The organism is Paenibacillus nuruki, from assembly GCF_001721045.1.
GTDB classification, from domain to species: domain Bacteria; phylum Bacillota; class Bacilli; order Paenibacillales; family Paenibacillaceae; genus Saccharibacillus; species Saccharibacillus nuruki.
Window position 1 is genome coordinate 1 of record NZ_MDER01000048.1, and the last position, 23,539, is coordinate 23,539.

Below are 23,539 nucleotides of genomic sequence, written 5' to 3' on the forward strand. Positions count from 1 at the left end.
GGAAGCCCCCCTCAAGATGAGATTTCCCAGGATGTAAGGACCCTTGTAGACGACGAGGTTGATAGGTTGGGGGTGGAAGTGCCGCAAGGCATGGAGCTGACCAATACTAATCGGTCGAGGGCTTATCCAAATCTACAAATGCGATGTTTCAGTTTTCGGATTCAGTTTTCAGGGAGCAACATTAGCCTGACTGTTTGGTAATGATGGCGGAGGGGTTCCACACGTACCCATCCCGAACACGACCGTTAAGCCCTCCAGCGCCGATGGTACTTGGACCGCAGGGTCCTGGGAGAGTAGGACGTTGCCAAGCAACGAGCAAGACCCAAAGAGTGATTCCTATTTACAGGAGTCGCTCTTTTTTTGTTTTGTTTTTGTTTATTGATTTGCTTCGTTTAGATGTTGTACGAAATATATGGAATATCTATATAATCTCTATAGAACAAATCGATTTACGAACTGACTTAACAGATGCTAGAAATGAAAAATAATACTTTTTAAAGTATAAAGTAACTTACATGATGATATTAAATATATATTGAGCTAGATCAATAGAGTATATTACTGTAAAATACTCATACTAGCATATAAAAAAGGACATCTTTAAATCAAAGATGTCCTTTTTTATATGCAATTTAAAGAAGATTAGGATTTGCTAATTTTTCTTTATTATTAAGATAAGGGCGGAGTGCTACAGGAATATAGATGCTTCCGTCTTCATGCTGATGATTTTCCAATAAAGGGATCAGTATACGTGGTGAAGCGACGGCGGTGTTATTCAGCGTATGACAATATTGAATATTACCTTCACTATCTTTGTAACGTATATTGGCTCGTCTAGCTTGAAAATCATGAATATTAGAAGAAGAATGGGTTTCTCCATAACTTTGTCTGCTCGGCATCCATGTTTCAATATCATATTGTTTGTAGGTTTTTTGAGACATGTCTCCTGCACATACGGCTACCACTTGATAAGGAAGTTCTAATAATTGAAGTAACTCTTCAGCATTAGCTGTAATCTCTTGGTGAATGTGTTCAGATATTTCAGCATTTGCTTCGCAAAAAATGACTTGTTCTACTTTGGCGAACTGATGGACTCTATATAGTCCCCGCACGTCTTTACCTGTCGATCCTACTTCGCTACGGAAATTTTGAGAAACAGCGGCTAATCGAATAGCACCTTGAGAAAGGTCAATGATCTCATTTTGATAATAAGAGACGAGAGCTACTTCAGAAGTTCCTGTTAACCATTTATCTTCGTTCTCTATTTTAAAAGTCTGATCTATTCCTAAAGGAAAGAAAGCTGTATTGCTTAGAGCCGAACTTCTTACTAACGTAGGAACCTCCATAGGAAGATAACCTTTGGCCAGTAATAGATCCAAAGCAAGTTGTTGTACTGCCCGGTGTAGCAAAGCACCTATACCTGTTAAATAATAATTACGACTCCCCGCTACTCTTACTCCTCTAGAAGTATCGATCATCTGATGGATCTCACCTAGTTCTATATGATCTTTAAAAGCGAATGGGAACTCTGGTGGTGTACTCCATGTACGAATGACTACATTATCTTTATCCGATTGTCCTTGAGGCGTGTCTGGAGAAACATAATTAGGAACAAGTTCCATCAGTTGAGTATATTCCTGTTGAACAACTTTACTTTCTTGTTCCAATTGTTGAAGTTCTTGATTGATTTGTTTGACTTGATCTTTAAGGGCTTGGATCGCTTCTGTGGGTAATAACGACTGTTGTTGCATATGACCACTAATAGTATGTGTTAACTGATTTCGTTGCTGACGCAATTGTTCGATCTGCTGTAAATATTGATTTTTGAGCTGGTTTTTTTCAAGAAGAGTTGTGATCGATACGTCTATTTTTTTCTGATCAGCGACCTCTTGTAGTTCTGTAAAATGATTTTTAATATACTGGATGTCTAACATAAATCCCCGCTCCTTTTTCAAATTGAAAGGTAAAATGCACAAAAAAGCTCCTCATCACTTGGGACGAGGAGCTTTTTGCTCGCGGTGCCACCCAACTTGATCAAATACTTTATAGTATCTGATCCTCTTAGGTTTCGCGATAACGGGCGAAAACCGTTTAACTTAGGAAGCAACAAGTAGAAATCTATCATTTCTTTGCTGCTTCTTGCCGAGAACGCCTCCAGGTTGGATTCCTTTCGATGGCCGTTTCATAGTATTGAATTTGTTGTATTGTAGCGTACTTTTAAAAAAAGTGTCAAGGGATACTTGCAACTAATTTTTATTTCTGATAGGTTGTATACAACTAAATTCTTAAAAATATGATTTTCTATATTATATTTTGTCTAAACCCCTTGGCAAATTCTGAAAATATGTTATAATTAATTAAAGTCAAAGAAAGTCAAAGTCAGCGACTATTCAAAGTGATAACTGATCTAGTTATTGCGAGATATGAATATATCTGATGGTTTGATGTTAAATAGGATTTATGAACTTTTGATTATAATGATCAGATTATTCATGAATCTATTGCTGTATCATCAAACTGTATATCTTCTTTGGTTTCTTACGATTAGGTTTATGGTTAAGTGATATCTATCTGCTATTTTGAACTTATGATAAATGGGTCAAAGTTAGAATAAGTAAATGTTTTAAACATGATGGAGGAATATACAATGCGTAATATCTCCGACATTATCGAACAATATCTAAAACGAATGCTGCAAGATAGTGGAGAGGGAGCAGTCGAGATACAGCGTAATGATTTAGCTGATCAATTCTCTTGTGTACCTTCGCAGATCAATTATGTAATTAGTACACGTTTTACATTGGAAAAAGGATATCTAGTTGAAAGCAAGCGCGGTGGCGGTGGTTATATTCGTATCCGGCGTCTTGAATTGCCTGCTCAAGCTATTCTTCATACTCATATTCATGAGAGTATTGGACAGCATATGAGCCAGACAGCTGCTGAAGGTTTGGTATATCAGTTACTTGAAGCTAGAGTCATTTCCAATCGTGAAGCAGAACTGATGCGTGCAGCAGTATGTAGAGATGTTATTTCGATCAAGCTTCCCTACAGGGATGAGATCCGTGCAAGAATGATGAAGGCGATGTTAATTGCACTGCTTCGTCCCTAATCATTCGGGAGAAAGGGGCAATACGTGATGATTTGTCAAGAATGTCAGGTAAGACCGGCAACTCTTCATTTTACTAAAATTGTTAACGGTGAAAAAAATGAGTTTCATATTTGTGAGACTTGTGCTCGTGAAAAAGGCGAATTGATTCCGGGAACTTCCGGAGGCTTTTCGATTCATAGTCTACTATCAGGTCTAATGGATTTTGATTCTAGTAGTAAAGGGCAACTTGCCGGGCAATGTAGTGAAGATGTTCATTGTGAAGAATGTGGTATGACATATACTCAATTTCGTAAATTGGGAAGATTTGGGTGTAGTTCATGTTATAAAACGTTTGATAATCAATTAGATCCTCTTTTTAAAAGAGTACATGGCAGCACTTCTCATGCTGGCAAGCTTCCTAAACGAAGTGGAGTCAAAGTTAAAATCAAGCGTCAAATGAGTGACTTAAAGCAAGAGTTAAAAGAACGTATTGCTGAAGAGGAATTTGAAGAAGCCGCACATTTGAGAGATGAAATACGCGAGCTAGAAAAACAAATTTCACAGGAGTCATAAGGAGGAATAACTTATGCCGAATCTCCGTTTTACAGAAAAACCTTTGAGCGATTGGATGCAAAAGGGCGGAGAATATTCGGATGTTGTGATCAGTAGTCGGGTGCGTATAGCCCGTAATCTGATACATCACCCTTTCCCGATTCTGGCAAATATGGAGCAGGCGCAAGATGTACGGAACCAGTTAACAGAAGTGTTGAGTAATCAAGCACTTCAAGATTTGGGACCGTTCGAGCCATTGCTTTTAGATGAATTAGAAGATGTAGATCGCCAAGTGTTAATGGAGAAACATTTGATCAGTCCCAATTTACTGAATGATTCCAAAAGTGGAGCTGTTCTGCTAACCGATGATGAATCTGTTAGTATCATGGTAAATGAAGAAGATCATTTGCGTATCCAATGTTTATATCCTGGATTTCAATTGCAAGAAGCATGGGAACGTGCGACTCAAATTGATGATGCTTTTGAAGAAGTAGTGGACTTTGCTTTCGATGATCGTAGAGGTTATCTGACAAGTTGTCCAACTAATGTAGGTACAGGGCTTAGAGTGTCTGTAATGCTCCATCTACCTGCACTGGCTATTATGAATCAGGTAGGGCGTGTGTTATCTGCTGTATCTCAAGTAGGACTTGCTGTACGAGGTCTATACGGAGAAGGTAGCGAAGCGATCGGAAATATTTTTCAAATTTCCAACCAGATTACATTGGGCTTAGCTGAAGAAGAAATCATTGATAACTTGCACAGCGTTGTTTTACAACTGATAGAGTATGAACAACATGCTCGCAGTCGTTTGCTAAGCGAATCCAAATTGCGTGTGACTGATCGAATTATGCGTTCGTATGGAATACTTTCTTATTCAACGATGATGGATTCCAAAGAAGCTTTTCAACGCATTTCCGATGTACGCTTGGGTGTAGACCTTGGTCTTATAGATAAAGCTTCTGTTACACAAATGAACGAATTAACGATAATGACACAACCGGGTTTTCTTCAGAAAACATTCGGTGTTAAAATGGGGTCAGGAGAAAGCGATATGTACCGAGCGCAACTGATCCGTAATACATTAAGTAATGTAAACGTACAAGACTAAACCGTGGAGGTGCTTTAGATATGATGTTTGGTAGATTTACGGAACGTGCGCAAAAGGTTCTTGCGTTGGCACAAGAAGAGGCAGTTCGTTTGGGTCACAATAATATTGGTACAGAGCATATTTTGCTTGGTTTGATTCGTGAAGGTGAAGGCATTGCAGCCAAAGCACTTATCGGTCTAGGTCTTGGACTTGAAAAAATTCAAGATGAAGTAGAATCATTGATCGGTAGAGGTCAAGAACAACCTACTAATATCGCTTATACACCACGTGCGAAAAAAGTTATTGAACTTTCTATGGATGAAGCTCGTAAATTGGGTCATACCTATGTAGGTACAGAACACATTTTATTGGGATTGATTCGTGAAGGTGAAGGCGTAGCCGCTCGTGTTCTTAATAATCTAGGTATTAGCTTAAACAAAGCTCGTCAACAAGTATTGCAATTGCTTGGTAGCAATGAAGCGGTATCTAGTCATCATGGTACACCAGCTAACGTGAGTACACCTACTCTAGATAGCTTGGCACGTGATTTGACAGCTATTGCTAAAGATAGCAACTTGGATCCTGTAATTGGACGTAGCAAAGAGATTGAGCGTGTCATTCAAGTGCTTAGTCGTCGTACCAAAAACAATCCAGTGTTGATCGGTGAACCAGGGGTTGGTAAAACAGCAATCGCTGAAGGATTAGCACAAAAAATTATCAATAATGAAATTCCTGAAACATTGCGCGACAAACGTGTAATGACTCTAGATATGGGTTCTGTAGTTGCTGGAACTAAATATCGCGGTGAATTTGAAGATCGTTTGAAAAAAATCATGGATGAAATTCGTCAAGCAGGTAACATCGTACTGTTTATTGATGAGTTGCATACGTTGATTGGCGCTGGTGGAGCTGAAGGTGCTATTGATGCTTCTAATATTTTAAAACCAGCATTGGCTCGTGGTGAACTACAATGTATCGGTGCGACAACACTTGATGAGTACCGTAAATATATCGAAAAAGATGCAGCCTTAGAACGTCGTTTCCAACCTATTACTGTAGATCAACCTTCACCTGATGAAGCGGTTCAGATCTTAATGGGATTGCGCGATCGTTATGAAGCTCATCACCGTGTAAAAATTACAGATGAAGCGATTGTACAAGCTGTTAAATTGTCTGATCGTTATATCACAGATCGTTTCTTACCGGATAAAGCGATTGATTTGATCGATGAAGCAGGATCTAAAGTAAGATTAAACTCTTATACGATCCCGCCAAATCTTAAACAATTGGAAAGTCGTTTAGAAGATATCCGTAAAGAGAAAGATGCTGCTGTACAAAGCCAAGAGTTTGAAAAAGCAGCTGCTTTACGTGATACAGAACAAAAAATTCGTGAAGAATTAGATACGACGAAAAATCAGTGGAAAGAAAAACAAGGTCGTACGGATTCTGAAGTAACTCCAGAAGATATTGCTGATATCGTAGCAAGCTGGACAGGTATTCCGGTAACGAAATTGAAAGAAGAAGAAACAGATCGTCTATTGAACATGGAAGAACTGTTGCACCAACGTGTTATCGGTCAAGATGAAGCTGTTGTAGCTGTTAGCCGTGCGATTCGTCGTGCTCGTGCTGGATTAAAAGATCCTAAACGTCCAATGGGTTCCTTTATTTTCTTAGGACCTACAGGGGTTGGTAAAACAGAATTGGCTCGTGCTTTAGCAGAATCTATGTTTGGTGATGAAAATGCGATTATTCGTATCGATATGTCCGAATACATGGAGAAACATTCTACTTCACGTTTAGTAGGGGCTCCTCCAGGATATGTAGGCTATGAAGAAGGCGGCCAATTGACAGAGAAAGTACGTCGCAAACCGTATTCTGTAGTGCTATTGGATGAGATTGAAAAAGCTCACCCAGAAGTATTTAATATCTTGTTACAGGTATTAGAAGATGGACGTCTTACTGATTCTAAAGGACGTGTTGTCGATTTCCGCAATACGTTGATTATTTTGACTTCCAACGTCGGTGCAGATGCAATTCGTCGTAATTCTACGCTTGGATTTACAGCTGCTGTAGATTCTGGGGCAGATTACAAAAACATGAAGGGTAAAGTAACTGATGAACTGAAACGTAGTTTCCGTCCTGAGTTCTTGAACCGGATTGATGATACAATTGTATTCCACTCCTTGGAACAAAAACATATTGCTGAAATCGTAACGTTAATGTCTGAAGAATTGCGTAAACGTCTACGTGAATATGCAGTAGACTTTACTTTGACAGATACAGCTAAAGCATTCTTGGCAAAAGAAGGATTCGATCCTGCTTATGGTGCACGTCCATTACGTCGTGCAATCCAAAAACATATCGAAGACAAATTGTCTGAAGAATTGTTAACAGGTGGTATTGTCAAAGGAGATACGTTGATCATCGATGAAAAAGACGGTGCTTTGACTGTAGAGAAAGTAGCTAAAACAGAAGCACCTGTAGAAAACATTTCGATTGATGAATCTACATCGGATGAAGCTAAATCTTCGAACTAAGTGTAACTTATTTATCATCATTTACGTCTAACTAAAGGTTGGTCCTTGAGAGCAGAATTTGCTCCGGGATCAACCTTTTTGATGTTATAATAGAGAAGATGTATCGCAAAGATGTAAAGTTTACAATATTGTTTTACGATAAAACGTATAGAATGTTAAGCTTATAATAAGTTGACATCAATATAGAGGGAGTTATCCATGGCTAAAGTCAAAACCAAGTTTTTTTGTACAGAATGTGGATACGAATCTCCAAAATGGTATGGTAAATGTCCGGGATGTCAGTCTTGGAATAGTATGGTTGAAGAAAAAGAAAGCAATGTAAAAACACAGGGGATGAATTCTTCTTTATTTCAGACACAGACGAAGCAAAAACCGCAAGCCATTACAGAGATTGAAAGCGGCAAAGAACCTCGCATCCAAACAGGGATTGGAGAACTAAACCGTGTATTAGGTGGTGGTGTTGTTCCAGGTTCGCTAGTCTTAGTCGGTGGAGATCCGGGTATCGGTAAGTCTACATTGTTATTACAAACTTCCTATGCGCTAACACAAGCTGGATTACGTGTTCTTTATATATCAGGAGAAGAGTCGGTAAGACAGACCAAGTTACGTGCAGAACGTCTTGGAGCCTTATCAGATCAATTATTTGTACTTTGTGAAAGTAATATGGATCTGATCGAAGAAGCGATCGATCAATTAGATCCTCATTTTCTAGTGATCGATTCTATACAGACGGTATATCAACCTGAAGTCACTAGTGCACCGGGTAGTGTATCCCAAGTACGTGAGTGTACATCACGATTTATGAGAGTAGCCAAAATTCGTGGAGTGGCTACAGTGCTTGTAGGGCATGTTACCAAAGAAGGCGCAATTGCAGGCCCAAGGATGCTTGAGCATATGGTAGACTGTGTACTTTATTTTGAAGGGGAACGTCATCATACGTACAGAATATTAAGAGCTGTTAAAAATCGCTTTGGTTCTACCAATGAAATGGGTATTTTTGAAATGCATGAAGATGGATTGATCGAAGTCTCTAATCCGTCTGAATTATTTATATCAGAACGTTCGATAGGTGTAGCTGGCTCCACAGTAGTTGCCAGTATGGAAGGCACCCGCCCTATGCTTGTTGAACTACAAGCGCTTGTTGCTGCAACTCATTTTCCTTCTCCACGTCGTATGGGAACAGGTGTCGATCATAACCGATTGAGTCTGATTATTGCTGTATTGGAAAAGCGGATGGGGATGTTTCTACAAAATCAGGATGCTTATCTGAATGTAGCAGGCGGAGTGAAATTAGATGAACCTGCTGTAGATCTAGCGATTGCAGTCAGTCTAGCTTCTAGTTTCAAAGACGTTCCGACCAAACCAGATGATGTGATATTTGGAGAAATTGGATTGACTGGCGAAGTGCGTGGTGTATCTCGGGCAGAACAACGGGTTAAAGAAGCTGCTAAGTTAGGATTTAAACGAGTGATTTTACCCGAAAAAAGTCTGAAAGGATGGAAGCATCCTAAAGGTATACAATTAATCGGTATTAATACAGTAGCAGAAGCATTAAAGGCTGCGTTAGATTAGGGGGACATAATGATGAAAGAACTCAGTCAGCTTGAGAAGATGAATAATTTGTTGAAAATGGTTGCGCCTGGTACAGCTTTTCGCGATGGATTAGAGAATGTATTGCGTGCTAAAACAGGAGCATTGATTGTGGTTGGTTACAGCCCGCAAGTTAGAGAAGTTGTCGATGGAGGATTCTCAATTGACTGTGATTTTTCACCAAACTATTTGTACGAACTGGGCAAAATGGATGGAGCGATCATTTTAAGTGATGATCTCAAGCGTATTTTATATGCGAATACACAGTTGATTCCTGATTCTTCGATATCTTCATCCGAAACAGGGATTCGTCACCGTACAGCAGAGCGTGTAGCCAAGCAAACAGGAGAGTTAGTCATTTCGATTTCACAGCGTCGGAATATCATTACGCTATATCAGGGGAATCTTAGATATGCACTGAAAGAAATTGGTGTTATTTTGACCAAAGCCAATCAAGCGATTCAGACATTAGAACGTTATCGAGCGGTGTTGAGTCAATCCTTTACCAACCTGACAGCTTCTGAGTTCGAACAATTAGTGACGATTACAGAAGTAGCAGGTGTAGTACAACGTGTAGAGATGGTACTGCGTATACAGACAGAGATTCGGCGTTATGTTAATGAGTTGGGTGTTGAAGGTCGTCTTATCACCATGCAAATGGAAGAATTGATTGGCAATACCGAAGAAGAATTTCTATTGTTGCTTAAAGACTATGGTCGGGATAGTAGCGATGAACGTCTTAATGAAATTACCAACAGTCTCAAACGTACCACAGAAAACGAATTGTTAGATATTACACAAATTATTAAGTTGTTAGGGTATCCGACAGCAGCAGCTCAATCTGAAGAAGTTATTTCTTCTAGAGGATATCGCGTACTTAGCAAAATTCCACGTTTGCCGAATGTGATTATTCATAATTTGGTGGAACGCTTTGGTGCATTGCATCATGTAATTGCAGCAAGTATTGATGATTTGGATGAGGTAGAAGGTATTGGGGAAGTACGAGCACGGACGATTCGAGCAGGGTTACATCGCATCCAAGATCAAGTATTCATTGACAGACAAATTTAATTTAGCTACAATCGTGAGATGAACTGGTTAATATATCCATCTTTGAGGTGAAAAAATGATAACAAAGTCAATTCCAAACATTTGTACGTTATTTAACTTATGTCTTGGGATGGTAGCTATTCTAATGGCGCTTAATGATAATTACAGTCTTGCAGCCATTATGATCATAATAGCGATGTTGATGGACGGTCTGGACGGTCGTATGGCACGTGCGCTTAATGCACAGAGTGAGTTTGGAAAAGAGTTGGATTCACTGTCTGATCTTGTTTCTTTTGGCGTAGCACCTATTATTATTATGTATGATATAGCATTTAAAGAGTTAAATCCGGTATTAGCTATTTCGGCATCTTTAATTTTTCCAATGTGTGGAGCACTTCGTCTAGCAAGATTTAATGTACGGGCTGGGGTTCCAGGGTATTTCACAGGATTACCTATTCCAGCAGCTGGTGGTGTGTTAGCTACATTGTCTTTATTTCATAATGATGTGACTACACCGTATATGATTATAAGTACTATTTTATTGTCTTATTTGATGGTCAGTCGTGTGCGCTATCCTAATTTCAAAAAAGCAGGTATTCCACGTAAAGCTTTATGGTTAGCTCCTTGGGTCATTATTGCTGCGGTCTTTATTGCAGTGATGTTTCCTAATCAGGTATCCAAATTAATTTTTGTGCCGTTAGCGTTATATGCGTTATTGGGCGTGAAGCAAAGTATAGACCGCCTCATTCGTCGACGTTCTAAAAAAGAAAAAGAATCACTTCGATAACTTTTACAGCACATGTTATGCTTAAAAGCATTTATTTCTCTACTTCCCGGGAAATGAATGCTTTTTTTCATGGAAAAAATAGATAATGTAAGGAGATTAAAAGCATGTGGCAACAATTAATAGGATCGCCCAAAGGATGGATTCAAGCACAAGAAGGTATGAATGAACTATGGATTAGTCTAGCATTTGTGATTGTAATATTGACGGTAGCTATACTGAGTGTACGTAAGCTCGTTTATTATGTGGAGTATACCAAGAATCATTTACTCACTGTACCTATTTCACTTGTGATAACAGGAACGATTGGACTGACGATAGGCTTGCTTGTGGGCTTACTGAGTTCATTTATTATGATATGGTTAGGCAGTATAGGAGAAATCATTCGAGCTATTTTGATGAGTATTTTTGGTTATATTGGACTGCGAATAGGACTTGCCAAAAGTCAGGATATTCTTTCATTTTGGAAAAGTGAATCTGTTGCTGTATCTCTACCCTCTACCGATCACAAAATGATCGACAGTAATATAGCGATCGATGGGCGTATTATAGAATTGTGTCAGGATCGATTTATCGAAGGCCCATTACTTGTACCAGATTTTATACTTCATGAATTACAACTTCTTGCCGATTCTTCAGATACATTACGTCGTCACCGTGGAAAACGAGGACTTGAAGTGATTACTCATTTGCAACAATTAGAATCTTTGGAAGTCGTTATAGAGAATACAAAGTATGAAGAAACAGAACATACAGATAACAAGTTAATTCGACTCGCTTTGGACAAGTCAGCTACGCTTATAACCAACGATAGCAATCTACAACAACTCGCTCAGCTACAGCATATCCATGTGTTGAATCTTCATACCCTTGCTTCGATTATGAAGCCTATTCTGCGTGCAGGACAAATCGTTCAAACAACCATTATGAAATCAGGCAAAGAAGCAGGGCAAGGTATCGCTTATCTAGAGGATGGAACAATGATCGTGGTAGAGGATAGCCAATCTTATATTGGGCGAGAGTGCGAAGTTATCGTGACCAGTGTGCTACAAACAGCGAATGGAAAAATGATTTTCGCTAAATTATATCGTACGGAATAAGCTACGATTCAAAGCCAATTCCTTTTAATTGTTGTGCTGTGCCTATAGAGGGGTATATTATTAAGGAATGGAGTTTGGCACTTTGATATCTATTAAAGGGCAGGACAGCAGGTTAAGGATGGGGATTATGGAAAATAAAGCAGGTGTTATTGTTGTTGCCGCGGGTAAAGGTTCACGGATGGGCACAACAGAGAGTAAGCAATATCTAAGACTGCAAAATAAGCCGATCCTGATACATACACTGGAAGTCTTTGAACATTCATCTATTATTGATGAAATTGTTATTGTAACAGGTAAAGACGATGTACAGCGTTGTGAGGATTGGATTACAGAGTATAAACTGACCAAAGTGAAGCAAGTGGTAGTTGGAGGCTATGATCGCCAAGAATCTGTTGCTCACGGTTTACAGTATATACACTCTAATTGGATCATGGTGCATGATGGTGTACGCCCTTTTATAACACAGGATCAGATTATGGATTGTTATCACAGTGCAGTTACAGCCGGAGCATCTGTATTGGCTGTACCGGTTAAAGATACGATCAAACAAGTCGATCTACAAAAACATATCTTAAGTACACCAGATCGCAGTCAGTTATGGGCGATTCAGACACCGCAAACGTTTCGTACTGCTGACCTTCAACAAGCGCATCAACAAGCACTAGCTGAAGAGTTTCGTGGGACAGATGACTCCATGTTGATTGAACGTATGGGTGTGACTGTATCCGTAGTAGAAGGCAGTTATGAAAATATCAAAATCACGACACCGGATGATCTGGATTATGCATCTTATTTATTGCAACGTAGGGGAGAGAAAATATAATGATTCGTATTGGCCAAGGATTCGATGTACACCAGCTTGTAGAAGGAAGAGACTGCATTATCGGAGGCGTTACCCTTCCTTATGAAAAAGGATTGTTAGGTCATTCTGATGCAGACGTGCTACTACATGCCATTACAGATGCGGTATTAGGCGCACTAGCGATGGGAGATATCGGTAAACATTTTCCAGACACAGATCCTGAATTTAAAGATGCAGATAGCTTGAAATTGCTTAATCATGTATGGGCACTTATTCGTGAACGTGGATATCGTCTAGGAAATATCGATGCAACGATTATTGCGCAAAAACCTAAAATGGCTCCTTATATTCCGCAAATGGTTGAAGTGATTGCTAAAGCATTAGAAGCTGAACTGGATCAGGTGAATGTAAAAGCAACGACTACAGAACAATTAGGATTTGCAGGCCGTGGAGAAGGTATTGCTGCACAAGCAGTGGTATGCTTAATTAAAGAGTAATAAGTGAGACTAACCGTAATACACTGAAGGAGGAAATAACAAATGACTAACGAAGTTCGAGTTCGATACGCACCAAGTCCAACAGGACATTTACACATCGGGAATGCACGTACAGCCTTATTTAACTATTTATTTGCTCGTAGTCAAGGGGGCAAATTCATTATAAGAATTGAAGATACAGATATCAAACGTAATATTGAAGGTGGCGAAGAAAGCCAGCTGACGTATTTGAAATGGTTAGGGATGAATTGGGATGAAAGTATTGATGTAGGTGGCGACTATGGTCCTTATCGTCAGACAGAACGTCTAGACATCTATCGTGAGTACTGGCAAGACCTGCTTGATCGCGGTCTAGCTTACAAATGTTATTGTACAGAAGAAGAACTAGAGCAAGAACGTGAAGAGCAGATTGCACGTGGCGAAAATCCTCGCTATTCAGGTAAACACCGTGATCTAACAGATGAGCAACGTGCTGCTTTTGAAGCAGAAGGTAGAGTAGCAAGTATTCGCTTCCGTGTACCGGAAAACAAAACATTTACATTCGATGATATCGTTAAAGGTGAAATCTCATTCACAACTGAAGATACAGGCGATTTTGTTATTGTCAAAAAAGACGGTATTCCTACGTATAACTTTGCGGTAGCGATTGATGACCATTTGATGAAAATCTCTCATGTGCTACGTGGAGAAGATCATATTTCCAATACTCCTCGTCAATTGATGATCTATGAAGCGTTGAACTGGGAAGCACCGATTTTCGGACATATGACACTAATTGTGAATGAAAATCATAAAAAGTTAAGCAAACGTGATGAGTCGATTATTCAGTTTATTGAACAATATGACAATTTAGGTTATTTGCCAGAAGCAATGTTTAACTTTATTGCTTTGCTAGGCTGGTCTCCAGAAGGCGAAGAAGAAATTTTCTCTCGTGAAGAATTGACCAAAATCTTTGATGCTAAACGTTTATCGAAAAGTCCGGCTGTATTTGATACACACAAATTATCTCATTTGAATAATGTGTATATCAAAAATGCAGATACAGATCGTATTACAGCGTTGGCTGTTCCTCATTTGCAAAAAGCAGGACGTTTACCAGCGGAACTCAGTGAAGAACAACAACAATGGGCACACGATCTTGTAGCGTTGTATCAAGAGCAAATGACTTCTGCTTCCGATATTGTAGAATTATCTGAAGTGTTCTTCCGTACGCATTTGCAAATGGATCATGAATCGCAATTGATTATTGGTGAAGAGCATGTAAGTGCAGTGCTTAGTGCTTTACTTGAAAAAATCAAAGCTTCAGACGAATTCAGTCCTACTCGTGCAGCAGCATTGATTAAAGAAGTCCAAAAAGAAACAGGATTTAAAGGCAAGCAACTATTTATGCCGATCCGTGTAGCGTTGACAGGTGAAATGCATGGACGTGATCTTAACCATACGATCTACCTTTTAGGACGCGATCGTGTTATTGAACGTCTAGCTTCACAAATAAAAGGCTAATTGGTGAACAGACTGTATTGTCTAATCGCATAGAGTTCGTTATAATGATGACCTGAGAATAATTGTTGTATACCTATAAATAGCGATGATCAGGAAAAGTAAAATGATATTGTGAATCCCAGAGACGATGATCGGGTTAGATAAGAATATTATCTAATGTTGGCTGGAAATCATCTATTTACAAACATTTGAACATGCACCTGTGAGCTGTATATTTGAACCATTTCTGCCATCTTTTATCCGTATTGATTAAAAGATAGCAAGTATGAAGTAAAATATACCGACCGTTCCTCGTTAAGGAACATGATAAGTAGAGTTATTTTATTTACGTATACATCTTTTATAAGATGTAATCAATAAATAACTCAAGCAGAGTGGAACCGCGTCAATTCACGCCTCTGCAGCCTCTAAGGGGCTGTGGGGGCGTTTTTTTTAATGAAGCGCAGGTTAAAAGGGGAAACGTAATGCTGAAAAATATGCGATCTGATATACAAGCTGTTTTTGATAATGATCCAGCCGCACGTAGCTGGTTTGAAGTGATTTTTACGTATTCCGGATTACACGCAATTTGGTGGCATCGGATAGCTCATGCTTTTTATCGTCGAGGTTGGTTTACAGTTGCACGAACTCTTTCACAATGTAGTCGGTTTATGACAGGGATCGAGATTCATCCAGGAGCTACAATTGGACAACGATTATTTATTGATCACGGTATGGGTGTAGTTATTGGAGAAACTTGTGAGATTGGTAATGATGTTCTGATTTATCAAGGGGTTACTTTGGGAGGAACAGGCAAAGAAAAAGGGAAACGTCATCCTACGATTGGGAATAATGTTGTGATTGGATCGGGAGCTAAGATTCTGGGTTCTTTCAAAGTAGGCGATCAAAGTAATATTGGTTCCAATTCAGTCGTTCTTCGCGAAGTTCCACCGGATAGTACAGTTGTCGGCATTCCTGGTAAAATTGTTCGACAAAATGGACAGCCTGCTGATCGCTTAAGACATCAAATGCCTGATCCAATAACAAGTAAACTCAATGAATTACAATCTGAGATCGATCAATTACGCAAACAATTAGCTACCTGTGAAGCAGAAATTAAAAAAGAGTAATGATGACCTGTTACTTTTAAACATATTCGATAAGTACTAGAGCAACATATACGAAAGGGATGACAGTATGGCATTGCAAATATATAACACGATGAGCCGTATGAAAGAAGAGTTTGTCAGTATGACGCCAGGAGAAATTAAAATGTATGTATGCGGACCTACCGTGTACGACTATATCCATATTGGTAATGCAAGACCGATGATCTTTTTCGATGTCGTTCGTAGTTATTTAGAAAATCAACAGTATAACGTAAATTATGTGGTTAACTTTACAGATGTAGATGACAAATTAATTCGTAAAGCTGAAGAATTAAATACAACAGTTGCTGATGTAGCAGAACGTTTTATTGCGGCTTACTTTGAGGACCTTGAAGGATTAGGGATTCGCCATGCAACAATGCATCCACGTGTAACAGAGAACATGGATATCATTTTGGAGTTTATCCAGAGTCTGGTAGATAAAGATTATGCTTATGCTAAAGAAGGCGATGTGTATTTCCGCACTCGCAAATTTGCAGACTATGGTAAGTTATCTCATCAGAAATTAGACGAATTACAATTTGGGATTCGTGTAGAAGTCGATAAGCGTAAAGAAAATCCAGAAGATTTCGTATTATGGAAAGCCGCTAAGCCAGGTGAAGTATCATGGGAAAGTCCTTGGGGAGCAGGTAGACCGGGTTGGCATATCGAGTGCTCTGCAATGGCGCGTCATTACTTGGGAGATACGCTAGATATTCATGGAGGCGGACAAGATTTGCAGTTCCCGCATCATGAGTGCGAATGCGCTCAATCAGAAGCTGTTACAGGCAAGCCACTTTCTAATTACTGGATGCATAATGGATTTATTCGTATAGACGATGAGAAAATGTCCAAATCTTTAGGTAACGGTATTTTGGTTAAAGATTTGCGTAAAGCACACAAACCAGCAGCGATTCGTTACTTCATGTTATCTACGCATTACCGTAATCCATTGAACTACAATGCAGATACTATTCAACAAGCCGAAAATAGTGTAGACCGTATTGCGAATGCCGTAAATAATGTGAAGCATCGCCTTTCTGCTTCAGACCAAGCTTCACCTGTAGAAGAAAGCTTGAACCAACGCTTGACTGAGATTCGTCATCTGTTTCATGAGAAAATGCAAGATGATTTCAACACACCGGATGCAATCACAGCTATTTTTGAATGGGTGAATGAAGCTAATTTGTTGTTACAAAAAGAAGTTGTAGCCAAAGCTTCGCTTGAAGCATTGCTAGATTTGTTTGATGAAATGAATGAAGTACTGCGTATTTACTGGAAAGAAGAAGAATTGGTAGATGCAGATATCGATCAATTAATTACAGAGCGTGTAGAAGCTCGTCAAAATAAAAACTGGGCACGTGCTGATGAGATTCGTGATCTGTTATCTGCGCAAGGGATCATGTTAGAAGATACTCCACAAGGCATGAGATGGCGCCGCAAATGAGTGAAGAATCGTTGAATCCCGCTCAACCTCAGAAAAGTAATAAAGGATGGTTCAGTTTTGACCCTTCCAAGCCTGTAGAGCAACTTCCCCCACTGGCACTTGCCTATATGGGGGATGCTATTCATGAAGTAGCCATCAGACAGTATTTATTATCAGGTAAAAATTTGCGTCCTCATCATTTACATCGTTCTTCTACAAGCTTTGTATCTGCGGGTGCCCAAGCCAAAATCTTAGCTCATCTTGAACCATCGTTAACAGAAGCTGAAAGTAATGTAGTACGCCAAGGGCGAAATGCCAAATCGGGAACTATTCCTAAAAATGCAAGTGTGATTGATTATCGTTATGCGACAGCATGGGAGTGTCTTTTGGGTTATCTATATTATAAAGGTGAACATGCACGTATGGAGCAGTTAATCACTGAAGGAATCCGTCATTTGGAAAAACAGTCCTAACACGGATGATACAACATTAGGAGGAAACGGTATGGAAGAGGAATATATTGCAGGTAAGCATTCAGTAACAGAAGCTTTACGTGCTGGACGTAGTATCAATAAGATCTGGATTGCTGAAGGATCGCAGAAAAATCTAACACAACCAATTATGACAGAAGCCAAGAAAAAAGGAATCGTGGTGCAATTAGTAGACAAGCGTAAGCTGGATACACTTGTGCCTGATGTACAGCATCAAGGCGTTATCGCTCAAGCTGCTCCTTATGAATATGCAGAAGTTGAAGATCTTCTACAAGCTGCTCAAGCCAAAAACGAAGCTCCATTTTTGATTTTACTTGATGAAATCGAAGATCCTCATAATCTAGGTTCTATTCTACGTACAGCAGATTGTACAGGTGTACATGGAGTGATCGTACCGAAGCGTCGCTCTGCTTCAATCACAGCTACCGTATCCAAAACATCAGCAGGTGCTGTTGAATATGTTCCGGTTGCACGTGTGACGAATTTAGGACAAACGATAGATCGTTTGAAAGAGCAAGGTGTCTGGGTCGTGGGAACAGACGTAGATACAGACAGTAGCTTGTATGATGCTGAAGTATTTACAGGTCCAGTAGCGATTGTTATTGGAAATGAAGGCAAAGGTATGGGACGATTGATTCGTGAAAAATGCGATGTGTTGATCAAACTACCAATGCAAGGTCAAATTAATTCATTGAATGCTTCTGTTGCAGCAGGTGTTGTGATGTATGAAGTGCTGCGTCGTAGACAATCTTTAGGTCAAGGTTAAATGTGATGACCGATTTACGGGATGTTCTTCTAGTAGATGGCTACAACATGATCGGAGCTTGGCCTGAACTGGCTCAGCTTTCCGAAATCGGTTTAGAGGAAGCTCGCGATCGTTTATTAACCAGATTGGCTAACTATCAAGCTTTCTCAGATCGCCGAGTGATTGCTGTATTTGATGCGTACCGAGTAATCGGTCTAGGTAAATCTTTTAATCAAGGTAAAGTCGAAGTCTATTTTACAAAAGAAAAAGAAACGGCTGACGAAGCGATTGAGCGGTTTGTTCGTGAACTTGGACGCAAACGCAGACAAATTTATGTGGCGACTAGTGATATGACAGAGCAACACGTTATTTTTGGACAAGGTGCGCTCAGAGTATCAGCAAGAGAGCTATTGATCGAAGTTCAGCTTAGTGAAAAAGAAGTAAAACAAAAAATTACAGACCATAAACAAAGTGGAGCACGCAATACATTAGATGGTAAATTAAATTCAAAACAACGTGATCTGTTTGAAAAGTGGCGCAGAGGAGAGTGAGCTGTCAATCAAATGACAGCTTACTTACGAACCTGCGTTCTATTTAATGCTAAATATCAATAAATGTCATCAAATAAGCGGTAAATACGACATAAGTTGTTGACGATGTGAGGTTACATAATATATACTTGGGCTATATTTCATAGGGTAACGGAGACCTTGCGTTGCAACCGGAGGGATTGTTTGTGAGTGTCGACCTCAAAGATATGATGGTGTCACCGTACGATTACCAAAGTGATGAAGATCTTGTAGAAGCCGTCCGGCAAGGCGATTCTCAGGCACTAGAGTACTTAATTACTAAGTACAAAAATTTTGTGCGTGCGAAAGCCCGATCTTATTTTTTGATTGGTGCAGATCGCGAGGATATTGTGCAAGAAGGTATGATTGGTCTGTACAAGTCGATTCGTGACTTTAAAGGCGATAAGCTTTCTTCGTTCAAAGCCTTTGCTGAATTATGCATTACTCGTCAGATTATTACAGCTATTAAGACGGCAACACGGCAAAAGCATATTCCGCTCAATTCGTATGTGTCACTAGACAAACCGATCTATGATGAAGATTCTGATCGAACCCTGCTTGATGTCATTTGCGGTTCTCAGGTATCTGATCCCGAAGAGCTTGTCATTAACAAGGAAGAGTTCGTAGGATTGGAAGATAAGATGTCTGAGATTTTGAGCGATTTGGAACGTAAAGTTCTAATGCTCTATCTGGATGGTCGTTCGTATCAGGAAATTGCGGTTGATCTTTGTCGTCATGTCAAGTCTATTGATAATGCACTACAACGTGTCAAACGTAAACTGGAACGCTATCTCGAAGTACGTGATAATTGAATCCGGAAGCAATCAAGCAAAGACTCTTACTCTGGAGTCTTTTTTATTTGCTCAAGGGTGTATCAAAATAGTGACCCTATGGATGGAAAATATTTGTTAATCGTTGTGCTTTATTCGTTGACAGGGTTGGAACGCTATGATAAAGTGTTTTAGGTAGGCCTAATTTCGCCTGCTTTTTAATGTGTCAACCTTTGCTTTGCGGCAAAATGATTGCATTTAAAGCAAGTGTAACCACCCTGACCGCATGGGATGCGGAATGCACTAGTTCCAGAACTTGTGATTCTCATCATGTAACCAGATAGTCTTTTGGAGGTGTAGTCGTGGCACGAAGCTTCAAGTCTGTGTTTTCCTTTTTCTCCGAAAGCTGGGCTGAACTTAAAAAGGTTCGCTGGCCTAATCGTAAAGAGCTGACTAACTATACTCTTATCGTTATTGGTACGATTTTGTTTGTCGCCATTTATTTTTGGGTTCTAGACATCGGCATTTCCGCTGTGATCGAAGCGATAATTTAAGAAGGGTTCCAGGTGGCTTGATATGGAAAAGAGATGGTACGTCGTTCATACCTATTCAGGGTATGAGAACAAAGTCAAAGCCAATTTAGAAAAACGCGTTGAGTCTATGGGCATGGAAGACAAAATTTTCCGCGTTCTTGTTCCTATGGAAGAAGAAGTGGTAAACAAAGACGGTAAGAAAAAAACCGTTATGCGTAAAGTTTACCCCGGTTATGTTCTTGTCGAAATGGTTCAAACTGACGATTCTTGGTATGTTGTGCGTAATACTCCTGGTGTAACTGGCTTTGTCGGTTCAACAGGTGCTGGCTCTAAGCCAACCGCATTACTACCAGAAGAAGTAGAACAAATTCTCAAACACATGGGTATGGATGAGCCGAAGGAAACTATTGAATTCGACATCAATGAATCTGTACGCATTAAAGTAGGACCGTTTGCGAACTTTGTTGGCTCCGTGGAAGAAATTTTGGTTGAAAAGAGCAAGCTGAAAGTACATGTTAACATGTTCGGACGGGAAACCCCGCTTGAGCTAGATTATACTCAAGTGGAAAAGATATAGTAGGTTTCTAGGATGACACGGGGAATCATTGATGATCTCGTATCACAATGGCTCCTGACCAGTGCTTCCAGTTTTACCGCACTTATATGATCATTTCGATTTTCGTATAATGCGGCGTTTTGCGTGGGAGGGCAGCAATGTCCGTCTACCACTATTCGCAAGGAGGTGTTTTACATGGCTAAAAAGGTAATCAAAATGGTGAAACTGCAAATTCCAGCGGGTAAAGCGAATCCGGCTCCTCCAGTAGGTCCGGCATTGGGTCAAGCAGGTGTCAACATCATGGCATTCTGTAAAGAATTCAACGCTCGTACAGCTGATCAAGCAGGTTTGATCATTCCGGTTGAAATCACAGTGTTTGAAGATCGTTCTTTCACTTTCATCACTAAAACTCCACCGGCTGCAGTTCTTTTGAAAGTTGCTGCTAAGATCGAAAAAGGATCTGGCGAACCTAATAAGAAAAAAGTTGCAGTTGTTAAACGTTCCGCAGTTCGTGAAATTGCAGAACAAAAAATGCCTGACTTGAATGCAGCGTCCGTAGAAGCGGCGATGTTGATGGTTGAAGGTACAGCACGTAGCATGGGTATCACGATCGAAGACTAATTCACTCTTGTAGTGAATAGTCTCAGTACTGAGTTCGTATGAATTCAGTAATTGTGGGAGGAATATCCGCTAATACCACAAAGGAGGAATATAAAATGGCTAAACACGGTAAAAAATATTTAGAAGCTGTTAAGCTTATTGATAGCGAAGCAACTTACGAGCCTTCAGAAGCTGTTGATCTAGTGAAAAAGGCATCTACTGCAAAATTCGACGAAACTGTTGAAGCAGCAGTACGTTTGGGCGTAGACCCACGTAAACAAGACCAAGCTGTTCGTGGTGTAGTTGTATTGCCACACGGTACTGGTAAAACTCAACGTGTCTTGGTATTCGCTAAAGGAGAAAAAGCAAAAGAAGCAGAAGCTGCTGGAGCTGATTTCGTAGGCGATCAAGATATGATTAACAAAATCCAACAAGGATGGTTCGAATTTGATGTCTGCGTAGCTACGCCTGACATGATGAGCGAAGTTGGTAAATTGGGTCGTTTGCTTGGTGGTAAAGGTCTTATGCCTAACCCTAAAGCCGGCACAGTAACTTTCGACGTTACCAAAGCTGTTCAAGAAATCAAAGCTGGTAAAATCGAATACCGTTTAGACAAAGCAGGACAAATTCACGCTCCTATCGGTAAAGTATCTTTCTCTGCTGAGCAATTAAACGAGAACCTTAAAGCTCTTGTTGAAGCTCTTAACCGCGCTAAACCAGCTGCGGCTAAAGGTATCTACCTTAAAAACATTGCGATTTCTTCGACAATGGGACCAAGCGCACGCGTAAACGCTTCTATCTACAAATAATTAGTTGTTGACAATAGTCAATATACTTGATATTATGTAAAAGTTGTGAATATGCTTGAACTTTGTACTTGCATTTACATTTGAATATGTTTAACCGTAGACAGTAGGTGCTGTAACAGGCTTAATTTCCTACCGAGGTGTTATGATAGAATACCGGATACTTGAGAGCGCAGATTAGTCTGCGTCTCGGTTCCGCTCAATCAAGCCTTCGTCATTCTGCGGGGGCTTTTTTTAATGTCCGTGTAGGAAAGTCTTTTCTTCTGACTTCTACGGAAACAGAGAAAAGCTAGAATACGATCAGGAGGTGTCCAATTTGGCAAACGCAAAAGTAATCCATGCAAAACAAGAAGCGGTAGAAGTTGTTGCAGCAAAATTGCGCGAAAGCACAACTACTGTTGTAGCTGACTATCGTGGTCTAAACGTAGCTCAAATTACAGAATTACGTAAGCAATTACGTGAAGCTGGAGTTGAGTTCCAAGTATTGAAAAATACATTGGTTCGTCGTGCTACTGAATCTGCTGATCTTGCTGGTTTGAATGAAATTCTTACCGGTCCTACTGCTATTGCTTTCAGTAAAGATGATGCAATTGCTCCAGCTAAAATTTTGAATGACTTCGCTAAGAAAAACGAAGCTCTTCAATTAAAAGGTGGAGTGGTTGAAGGACGTATTGTTGGAGCTGAAGAAATCAAAGCGTTGGCAGAATTGCCATCACGCGAAGGTTTGTTGTCTATGCTTCTCAGCGTGCTTCAAGCACCAATGCGCGGTTTTGCACTGGCTGTCAAAGCTGTTGCAGAAAAAGAAGAGCAAAGCGCGTAAGCTTTTTGCTCAACCGTTACATCTGTTTAACAGATATAACGATGGCTGTGTGATCAGCTAAAATCGATTTAAAAATAAAACCATTATATGGAGGGTTTACAAATGAGTAACGAACAAATCCTTGAAGCCATCAAAGGCATGACAGTTCTTGAATTAAACGATCTTGTAAAAGCAATTGAAGAAGAATTCGGCGTAACTGCTGCTGCTCCTGTAGCTGCTGCTGGTACTGGTGGCGGCGAAGCTGCTGCTGAGCAAACAGAATTCGAAGTTATCTTGACTTCTGCTGGCGGATCTAAAATCAACGTAATCAAAGCAGTACGCGAAATCACTGGTCTTGGCTTGAAAGAAGCTAAAGAAGTAGTAGACAACGCTCCTAAAGCAATCAAAGAAAACGTTGCTAAAGAAGAAGCTGATTCTATCAAAGAAAAATTAGAAGCAGCTGGCGCATCTGTAGAAGTAAAATAAGAGGTTTCCTCTTATTTTCGGCAAACCCCTTGAATTCGTTC

General features: G+C 39.9%; 23 protein-coding genes, 2 rRNA genes, 1 pseudogene and 1 other annotated feature. Of the genes and pseudogenes, 25 read left to right on the top strand and 1 reads right to left on the bottom strand.

The features are described 5' to 3' along the window. Together PTI45_RS14480 and rrf are read left to right on the top strand one after the other, a co-directional pair. Positions 1–130 (top strand): 23S ribosomal RNA (locus tag PTI45_RS14480); the annotation flags it as partial. 63 nt (positions 131–193) lie between these two features. Next, a 5S ribosomal RNA gene (rrf, locus tag PTI45_RS14485) occupies positions 194–310 on the top strand. Between the two features lie 322 nt (positions 311–632). Here rrf and serS read toward each other — a convergent pair. After that, positions 633–1,934: a serine--tRNA ligase gene (serS, locus tag PTI45_RS14490; protein WP_069328321.1), complete on the bottom strand. Its 1,302-nt coding sequence runs from the start codon at positions 1,932–1,934 to the stop codon at positions 633–635. 713 nt (positions 1,935–2,647) lie between these two features. On the opposite strand from serS, the gene PTI45_RS14495 reads away from it, so the two are divergent. From PTI45_RS14495 to rplL, 23 genes and pseudogenes are all read left to right on the top strand, one after another. Beyond that, positions 2,648–3,109 (top strand): CtsR family transcriptional regulator, encoded by a 462-nt coding sequence (locus tag PTI45_RS14495; protein ID WP_069328322.1) that lies wholly within the window; start codon positions 2,648–2,650, stop codon positions 3,107–3,109. A gap of 27 nt (positions 3,110–3,136) precedes the next feature. After that, positions 3,137–3,661 (top strand): protein-arginine kinase activator protein McsA, encoded by a 525-nt coding sequence (gene mcsA, locus PTI45_RS14500; protein ID WP_069328323.1) that lies wholly within the window; start codon positions 3,137–3,139, stop codon positions 3,659–3,661. Between the two features lie 13 nt (positions 3,662–3,674). Beyond that, positions 3,675–4,748 carry a protein arginine kinase gene (gene mcsB / locus PTI45_RS14505; protein WP_069328324.1) on the top strand — a complete coding sequence of 358 codons (1,074 nt, stop codon included), beginning with the start codon at positions 3,675–3,677 and terminating at the stop codon, positions 4,746–4,748. Between the two features lie 20 nt (positions 4,749–4,768). Beyond that, positions 4,769–7,264: an ATP-dependent protease ATP-binding subunit ClpC gene (clpC, locus tag PTI45_RS14510; protein ID WP_069328325.1), complete on the top strand. Its 2,496-nt coding sequence runs from the start codon at positions 4,769–4,771 to the stop codon at positions 7,262–7,264. 198 nt (positions 7,265–7,462) lie between these two features. Continuing rightward, complete coding sequence (gene radA / locus PTI45_RS14515) at positions 7,463–8,836, top strand: DNA repair protein RadA (RefSeq protein ID WP_069328326.1); 1,374 nt, start codon at positions 7,463–7,465, stop codon at positions 8,834–8,836. A 12-nt stretch (positions 8,837–8,848) separates the two neighbouring features. Continuing rightward, a complete protein-coding gene (gene disA, locus PTI45_RS14520) occupies positions 8,849–9,925 on the top strand; it encodes a DNA integrity scanning diadenylate cyclase DisA (RefSeq protein WP_069328327.1) in 1,077 nt (358 codons plus the stop codon). Between the two features lie 55 nt (positions 9,926–9,980). After that, the gene (pssA, locus tag PTI45_RS14525; protein ID WP_069328328.1) at positions 9,981–10,691 is read left to right on the top strand and encodes a CDP-diacylglycerol--serine O-phosphatidyltransferase; all 711 of its coding nucleotides are present in this window, start codon (positions 9,981–9,983) and stop codon (positions 10,689–10,691) included. 104 nt (positions 10,692–10,795) lie between these two features. Continuing rightward, positions 10,796–11,788, top strand: a complete 993-nt coding sequence (locus PTI45_RS14530) for a PIN/TRAM domain-containing protein (RefSeq protein WP_069328329.1) — start codon at positions 10,796–10,798, stop codon at positions 11,786–11,788. Between the two features lie 127 nt (positions 11,789–11,915). Next, entirely contained in the window at positions 11,916–12,611 is a 696-nt protein-coding gene (gene ispD, locus PTI45_RS14535) for a 2-C-methyl-D-erythritol 4-phosphate cytidylyltransferase (RefSeq protein WP_069328330.1), read from the top strand. Next, a complete protein-coding gene (gene ispF / locus PTI45_RS14540; protein WP_069328331.1) occupies positions 12,611–13,087 on the top strand; it encodes a 2-C-methyl-D-erythritol 2,4-cyclodiphosphate synthase in 477 nt (158 codons plus the stop codon). The genes ispD and ispF overlap by 1 nt, the downstream gene beginning before the upstream one ends. A gap of 42 nt (positions 13,088–13,129) precedes the next feature. Next, positions 13,130–14,590 carry a glutamate--tRNA ligase gene (gltX, locus tag PTI45_RS14545; protein ID WP_069328332.1) on the top strand — a complete coding sequence of 487 codons (1,461 nt, stop codon included), beginning with the start codon at positions 13,130–13,132 and terminating at the stop codon, positions 14,588–14,590. 461 nt (positions 14,591–15,051) lie between these two features. After that, a pseudogene (cysE, locus tag PTI45_RS14550) lies at positions 15,052–15,699 on the top strand (serine O-acetyltransferase); the annotation flags it as partial. Positions 15,700–15,766: 67 nt separating this feature from the next. Beyond that, positions 15,767–17,164: a cysteine--tRNA ligase gene (cysS, locus tag PTI45_RS14555; protein WP_069328334.1), complete on the top strand. Its 1,398-nt coding sequence runs from the start codon at positions 15,767–15,769 to the stop codon at positions 17,162–17,164. Further along, positions 17,161–17,616 carry a Mini-ribonuclease 3 gene (locus PTI45_RS14560; RefSeq protein ID WP_069328335.1) on the top strand — a complete coding sequence of 152 codons (456 nt, stop codon included), beginning with the start codon at positions 17,161–17,163 and terminating at the stop codon, positions 17,614–17,616. Before cysS ends, PTI45_RS14560 begins: the two co-directional genes overlap by 4 nt. A 31-nt stretch (positions 17,617–17,647) precedes the next feature. Further along, complete coding sequence (rlmB, locus tag PTI45_RS14565; protein WP_069328336.1) at positions 17,648–18,400, top strand: 23S rRNA (guanosine(2251)-2'-O)-methyltransferase RlmB; 753 nt, start codon at positions 17,648–17,650, stop codon at positions 18,398–18,400. A 5-nt stretch (positions 18,401–18,405) separates the two neighbouring features. Further along, positions 18,406–18,930, top strand: coding sequence for an NYN domain-containing protein (locus PTI45_RS14570; protein ID WP_069328337.1), 525 nt, complete (start codon positions 18,406–18,408; stop codon positions 18,928–18,930). A 185-nt stretch (positions 18,931–19,115) separates the two neighbouring features. After that, complete coding sequence (gene sigH / locus PTI45_RS14575) at positions 19,116–19,760, top strand: RNA polymerase sporulation sigma factor SigH (protein WP_069328338.1); 645 nt, start codon at positions 19,116–19,118, stop codon at positions 19,758–19,760. A 320-nt stretch (positions 19,761–20,080) separates the two neighbouring features. After that, positions 20,081–20,272, top strand: a complete 192-nt coding sequence (secE, locus tag PTI45_RS14580; RefSeq protein ID WP_069328339.1) for a preprotein translocase subunit SecE — start codon at positions 20,081–20,083, stop codon at positions 20,270–20,272. A gap of 22 nt (positions 20,273–20,294) precedes the next feature. Then, on the top strand, positions 20,295–20,828 hold the full coding sequence (gene nusG, locus PTI45_RS14585) for a transcription termination/antitermination protein NusG (protein WP_069328340.1): 534 nt from the start codon (positions 20,295–20,297) through the stop codon (positions 20,826–20,828). A gap of 174 nt (positions 20,829–21,002) precedes the next feature. Continuing rightward, positions 21,003–21,428 carry a 50S ribosomal protein L11 gene (gene rplK, locus PTI45_RS14590; RefSeq protein ID WP_069328341.1) on the top strand — a complete coding sequence of 142 codons (426 nt, stop codon included), beginning with the start codon at positions 21,003–21,005 and terminating at the stop codon, positions 21,426–21,428. Positions 21,429–21,523: 95 nt separating this feature from the next. Further along, positions 21,524–22,216 carry a 50S ribosomal protein L1 gene (gene rplA / locus PTI45_RS14595; protein ID WP_069328342.1) on the top strand — a complete coding sequence of 231 codons (693 nt, stop codon included), beginning with the start codon at positions 21,524–21,526 and terminating at the stop codon, positions 22,214–22,216. 76 nt (positions 22,217–22,292) lie between these two features. After that, positions 22,293–22,457 (top strand) — a sequence feature (ribosomal protein L10 leader region). Positions 22,458–22,529: 72 nt separating this feature from the next. Next, a complete protein-coding gene (rplJ, locus tag PTI45_RS14600) occupies positions 22,530–23,033 on the top strand; it encodes a 50S ribosomal protein L10 (protein WP_069328343.1) in 504 nt (167 codons plus the stop codon). Positions 23,034–23,135: 102 nt separating this feature from the next. Next, positions 23,136–23,498, top strand: coding sequence for a 50S ribosomal protein L7/L12 (gene rplL, locus PTI45_RS14605; protein ID WP_069328344.1), 363 nt, complete (start codon positions 23,136–23,138; stop codon positions 23,496–23,498). Positions 23,499–23,539: the final 41 nt, after the last annotated feature.

Excerpts from the sequence above, each read along its gene's own strand:
- rplA (WP_069328342.1), top strand. The coding sequence starts at position 21,524 with ATGGCTAAACACGGTAAAAAATATTTAGAAGCTGTTAAGCTTATTGAT.
- rplK (WP_069328341.1), top strand. The coding sequence starts at position 21,003 with ATGGCTAAAAAGGTAATCAAAATGGTGAAACTGCAAATTCCAGCGGGT.
- PTI45_RS14530 (WP_069328329.1), top strand. The coding sequence starts at position 10,796 with ATGTGGCAACAATTAATAGGATCGCCCAAAGGATGGATTCAAGCACAA.
- cysS (WP_069328334.1), top strand. The coding sequence starts at position 15,767 with ATGGCATTGCAAATATATAACACGATGAGCCGTATGAAAGAAGAGTTT.
- PTI45_RS14570 (WP_069328337.1), top strand. The coding sequence starts at position 18,406 with ATGACCGATTTACGGGATGTTCTTCTAGTAGATGGCTACAACATGATC.
- gltX (WP_069328332.1), top strand. The coding sequence starts at position 13,130 with ATGACTAACGAAGTTCGAGTTCGATACGCACCAAGTCCAACAGGACAT.
- pssA (WP_069328328.1), top strand. The coding sequence starts at position 9,981 with ATGATAACAAAGTCAATTCCAAACATTTGTACGTTATTTAACTTATGT.
- serS (WP_069328321.1), bottom strand. The coding sequence starts at position 1,934 with ATGTTAGACATCCAGTATATTAAAAATCATTTTACAGAACTACAAGAG.
- ispF (WP_069328331.1), top strand. The coding sequence starts at position 12,611 with ATGATTCGTATTGGCCAAGGATTCGATGTACACCAGCTTGTAGAAGGA.
- disA (WP_069328327.1), top strand. The coding sequence starts at position 8,849 with ATGAAAGAACTCAGTCAGCTTGAGAAGATGAATAATTTGTTGAAAATG.
- nusG (WP_069328340.1), top strand. The coding sequence starts at position 20,295 with ATGGAAAAGAGATGGTACGTCGTTCATACCTATTCAGGGTATGAGAAC.
- rplL (WP_069328344.1), top strand. The coding sequence starts at position 23,136 with ATGAGTAACGAACAAATCCTTGAAGCCATCAAAGGCATGACAGTTCTT.
- mcsA (WP_069328323.1), top strand. The coding sequence starts at position 3,137 with ATGATTTGTCAAGAATGTCAGGTAAGACCGGCAACTCTTCATTTTACT.
- clpC (WP_069328325.1), top strand. The coding sequence starts at position 4,769 with ATGATGTTTGGTAGATTTACGGAACGTGCGCAAAAGGTTCTTGCGTTG.
- rlmB (WP_069328336.1), top strand. The coding sequence starts at position 17,648 with ATGGAAGAGGAATATATTGCAGGTAAGCATTCAGTAACAGAAGCTTTA.
- radA (WP_069328326.1), top strand. The coding sequence starts at position 7,463 with ATGGCTAAAGTCAAAACCAAGTTTTTTTGTACAGAATGTGGATACGAA.
- ispD (WP_069328330.1), top strand. The coding sequence starts at position 11,916 with ATGGAAAATAAAGCAGGTGTTATTGTTGTTGCCGCGGGTAAAGGTTCA.
- PTI45_RS14560 (WP_069328335.1), top strand. The coding sequence starts at position 17,161 with ATGAGTGAAGAATCGTTGAATCCCGCTCAACCTCAGAAAAGTAATAAA.
- mcsB (WP_069328324.1), top strand. The coding sequence starts at position 3,675 with ATGCCGAATCTCCGTTTTACAGAAAAACCTTTGAGCGATTGGATGCAA.
- PTI45_RS14495 (WP_069328322.1), top strand. The coding sequence starts at position 2,648 with ATGCGTAATATCTCCGACATTATCGAACAATATCTAAAACGAATGCTG.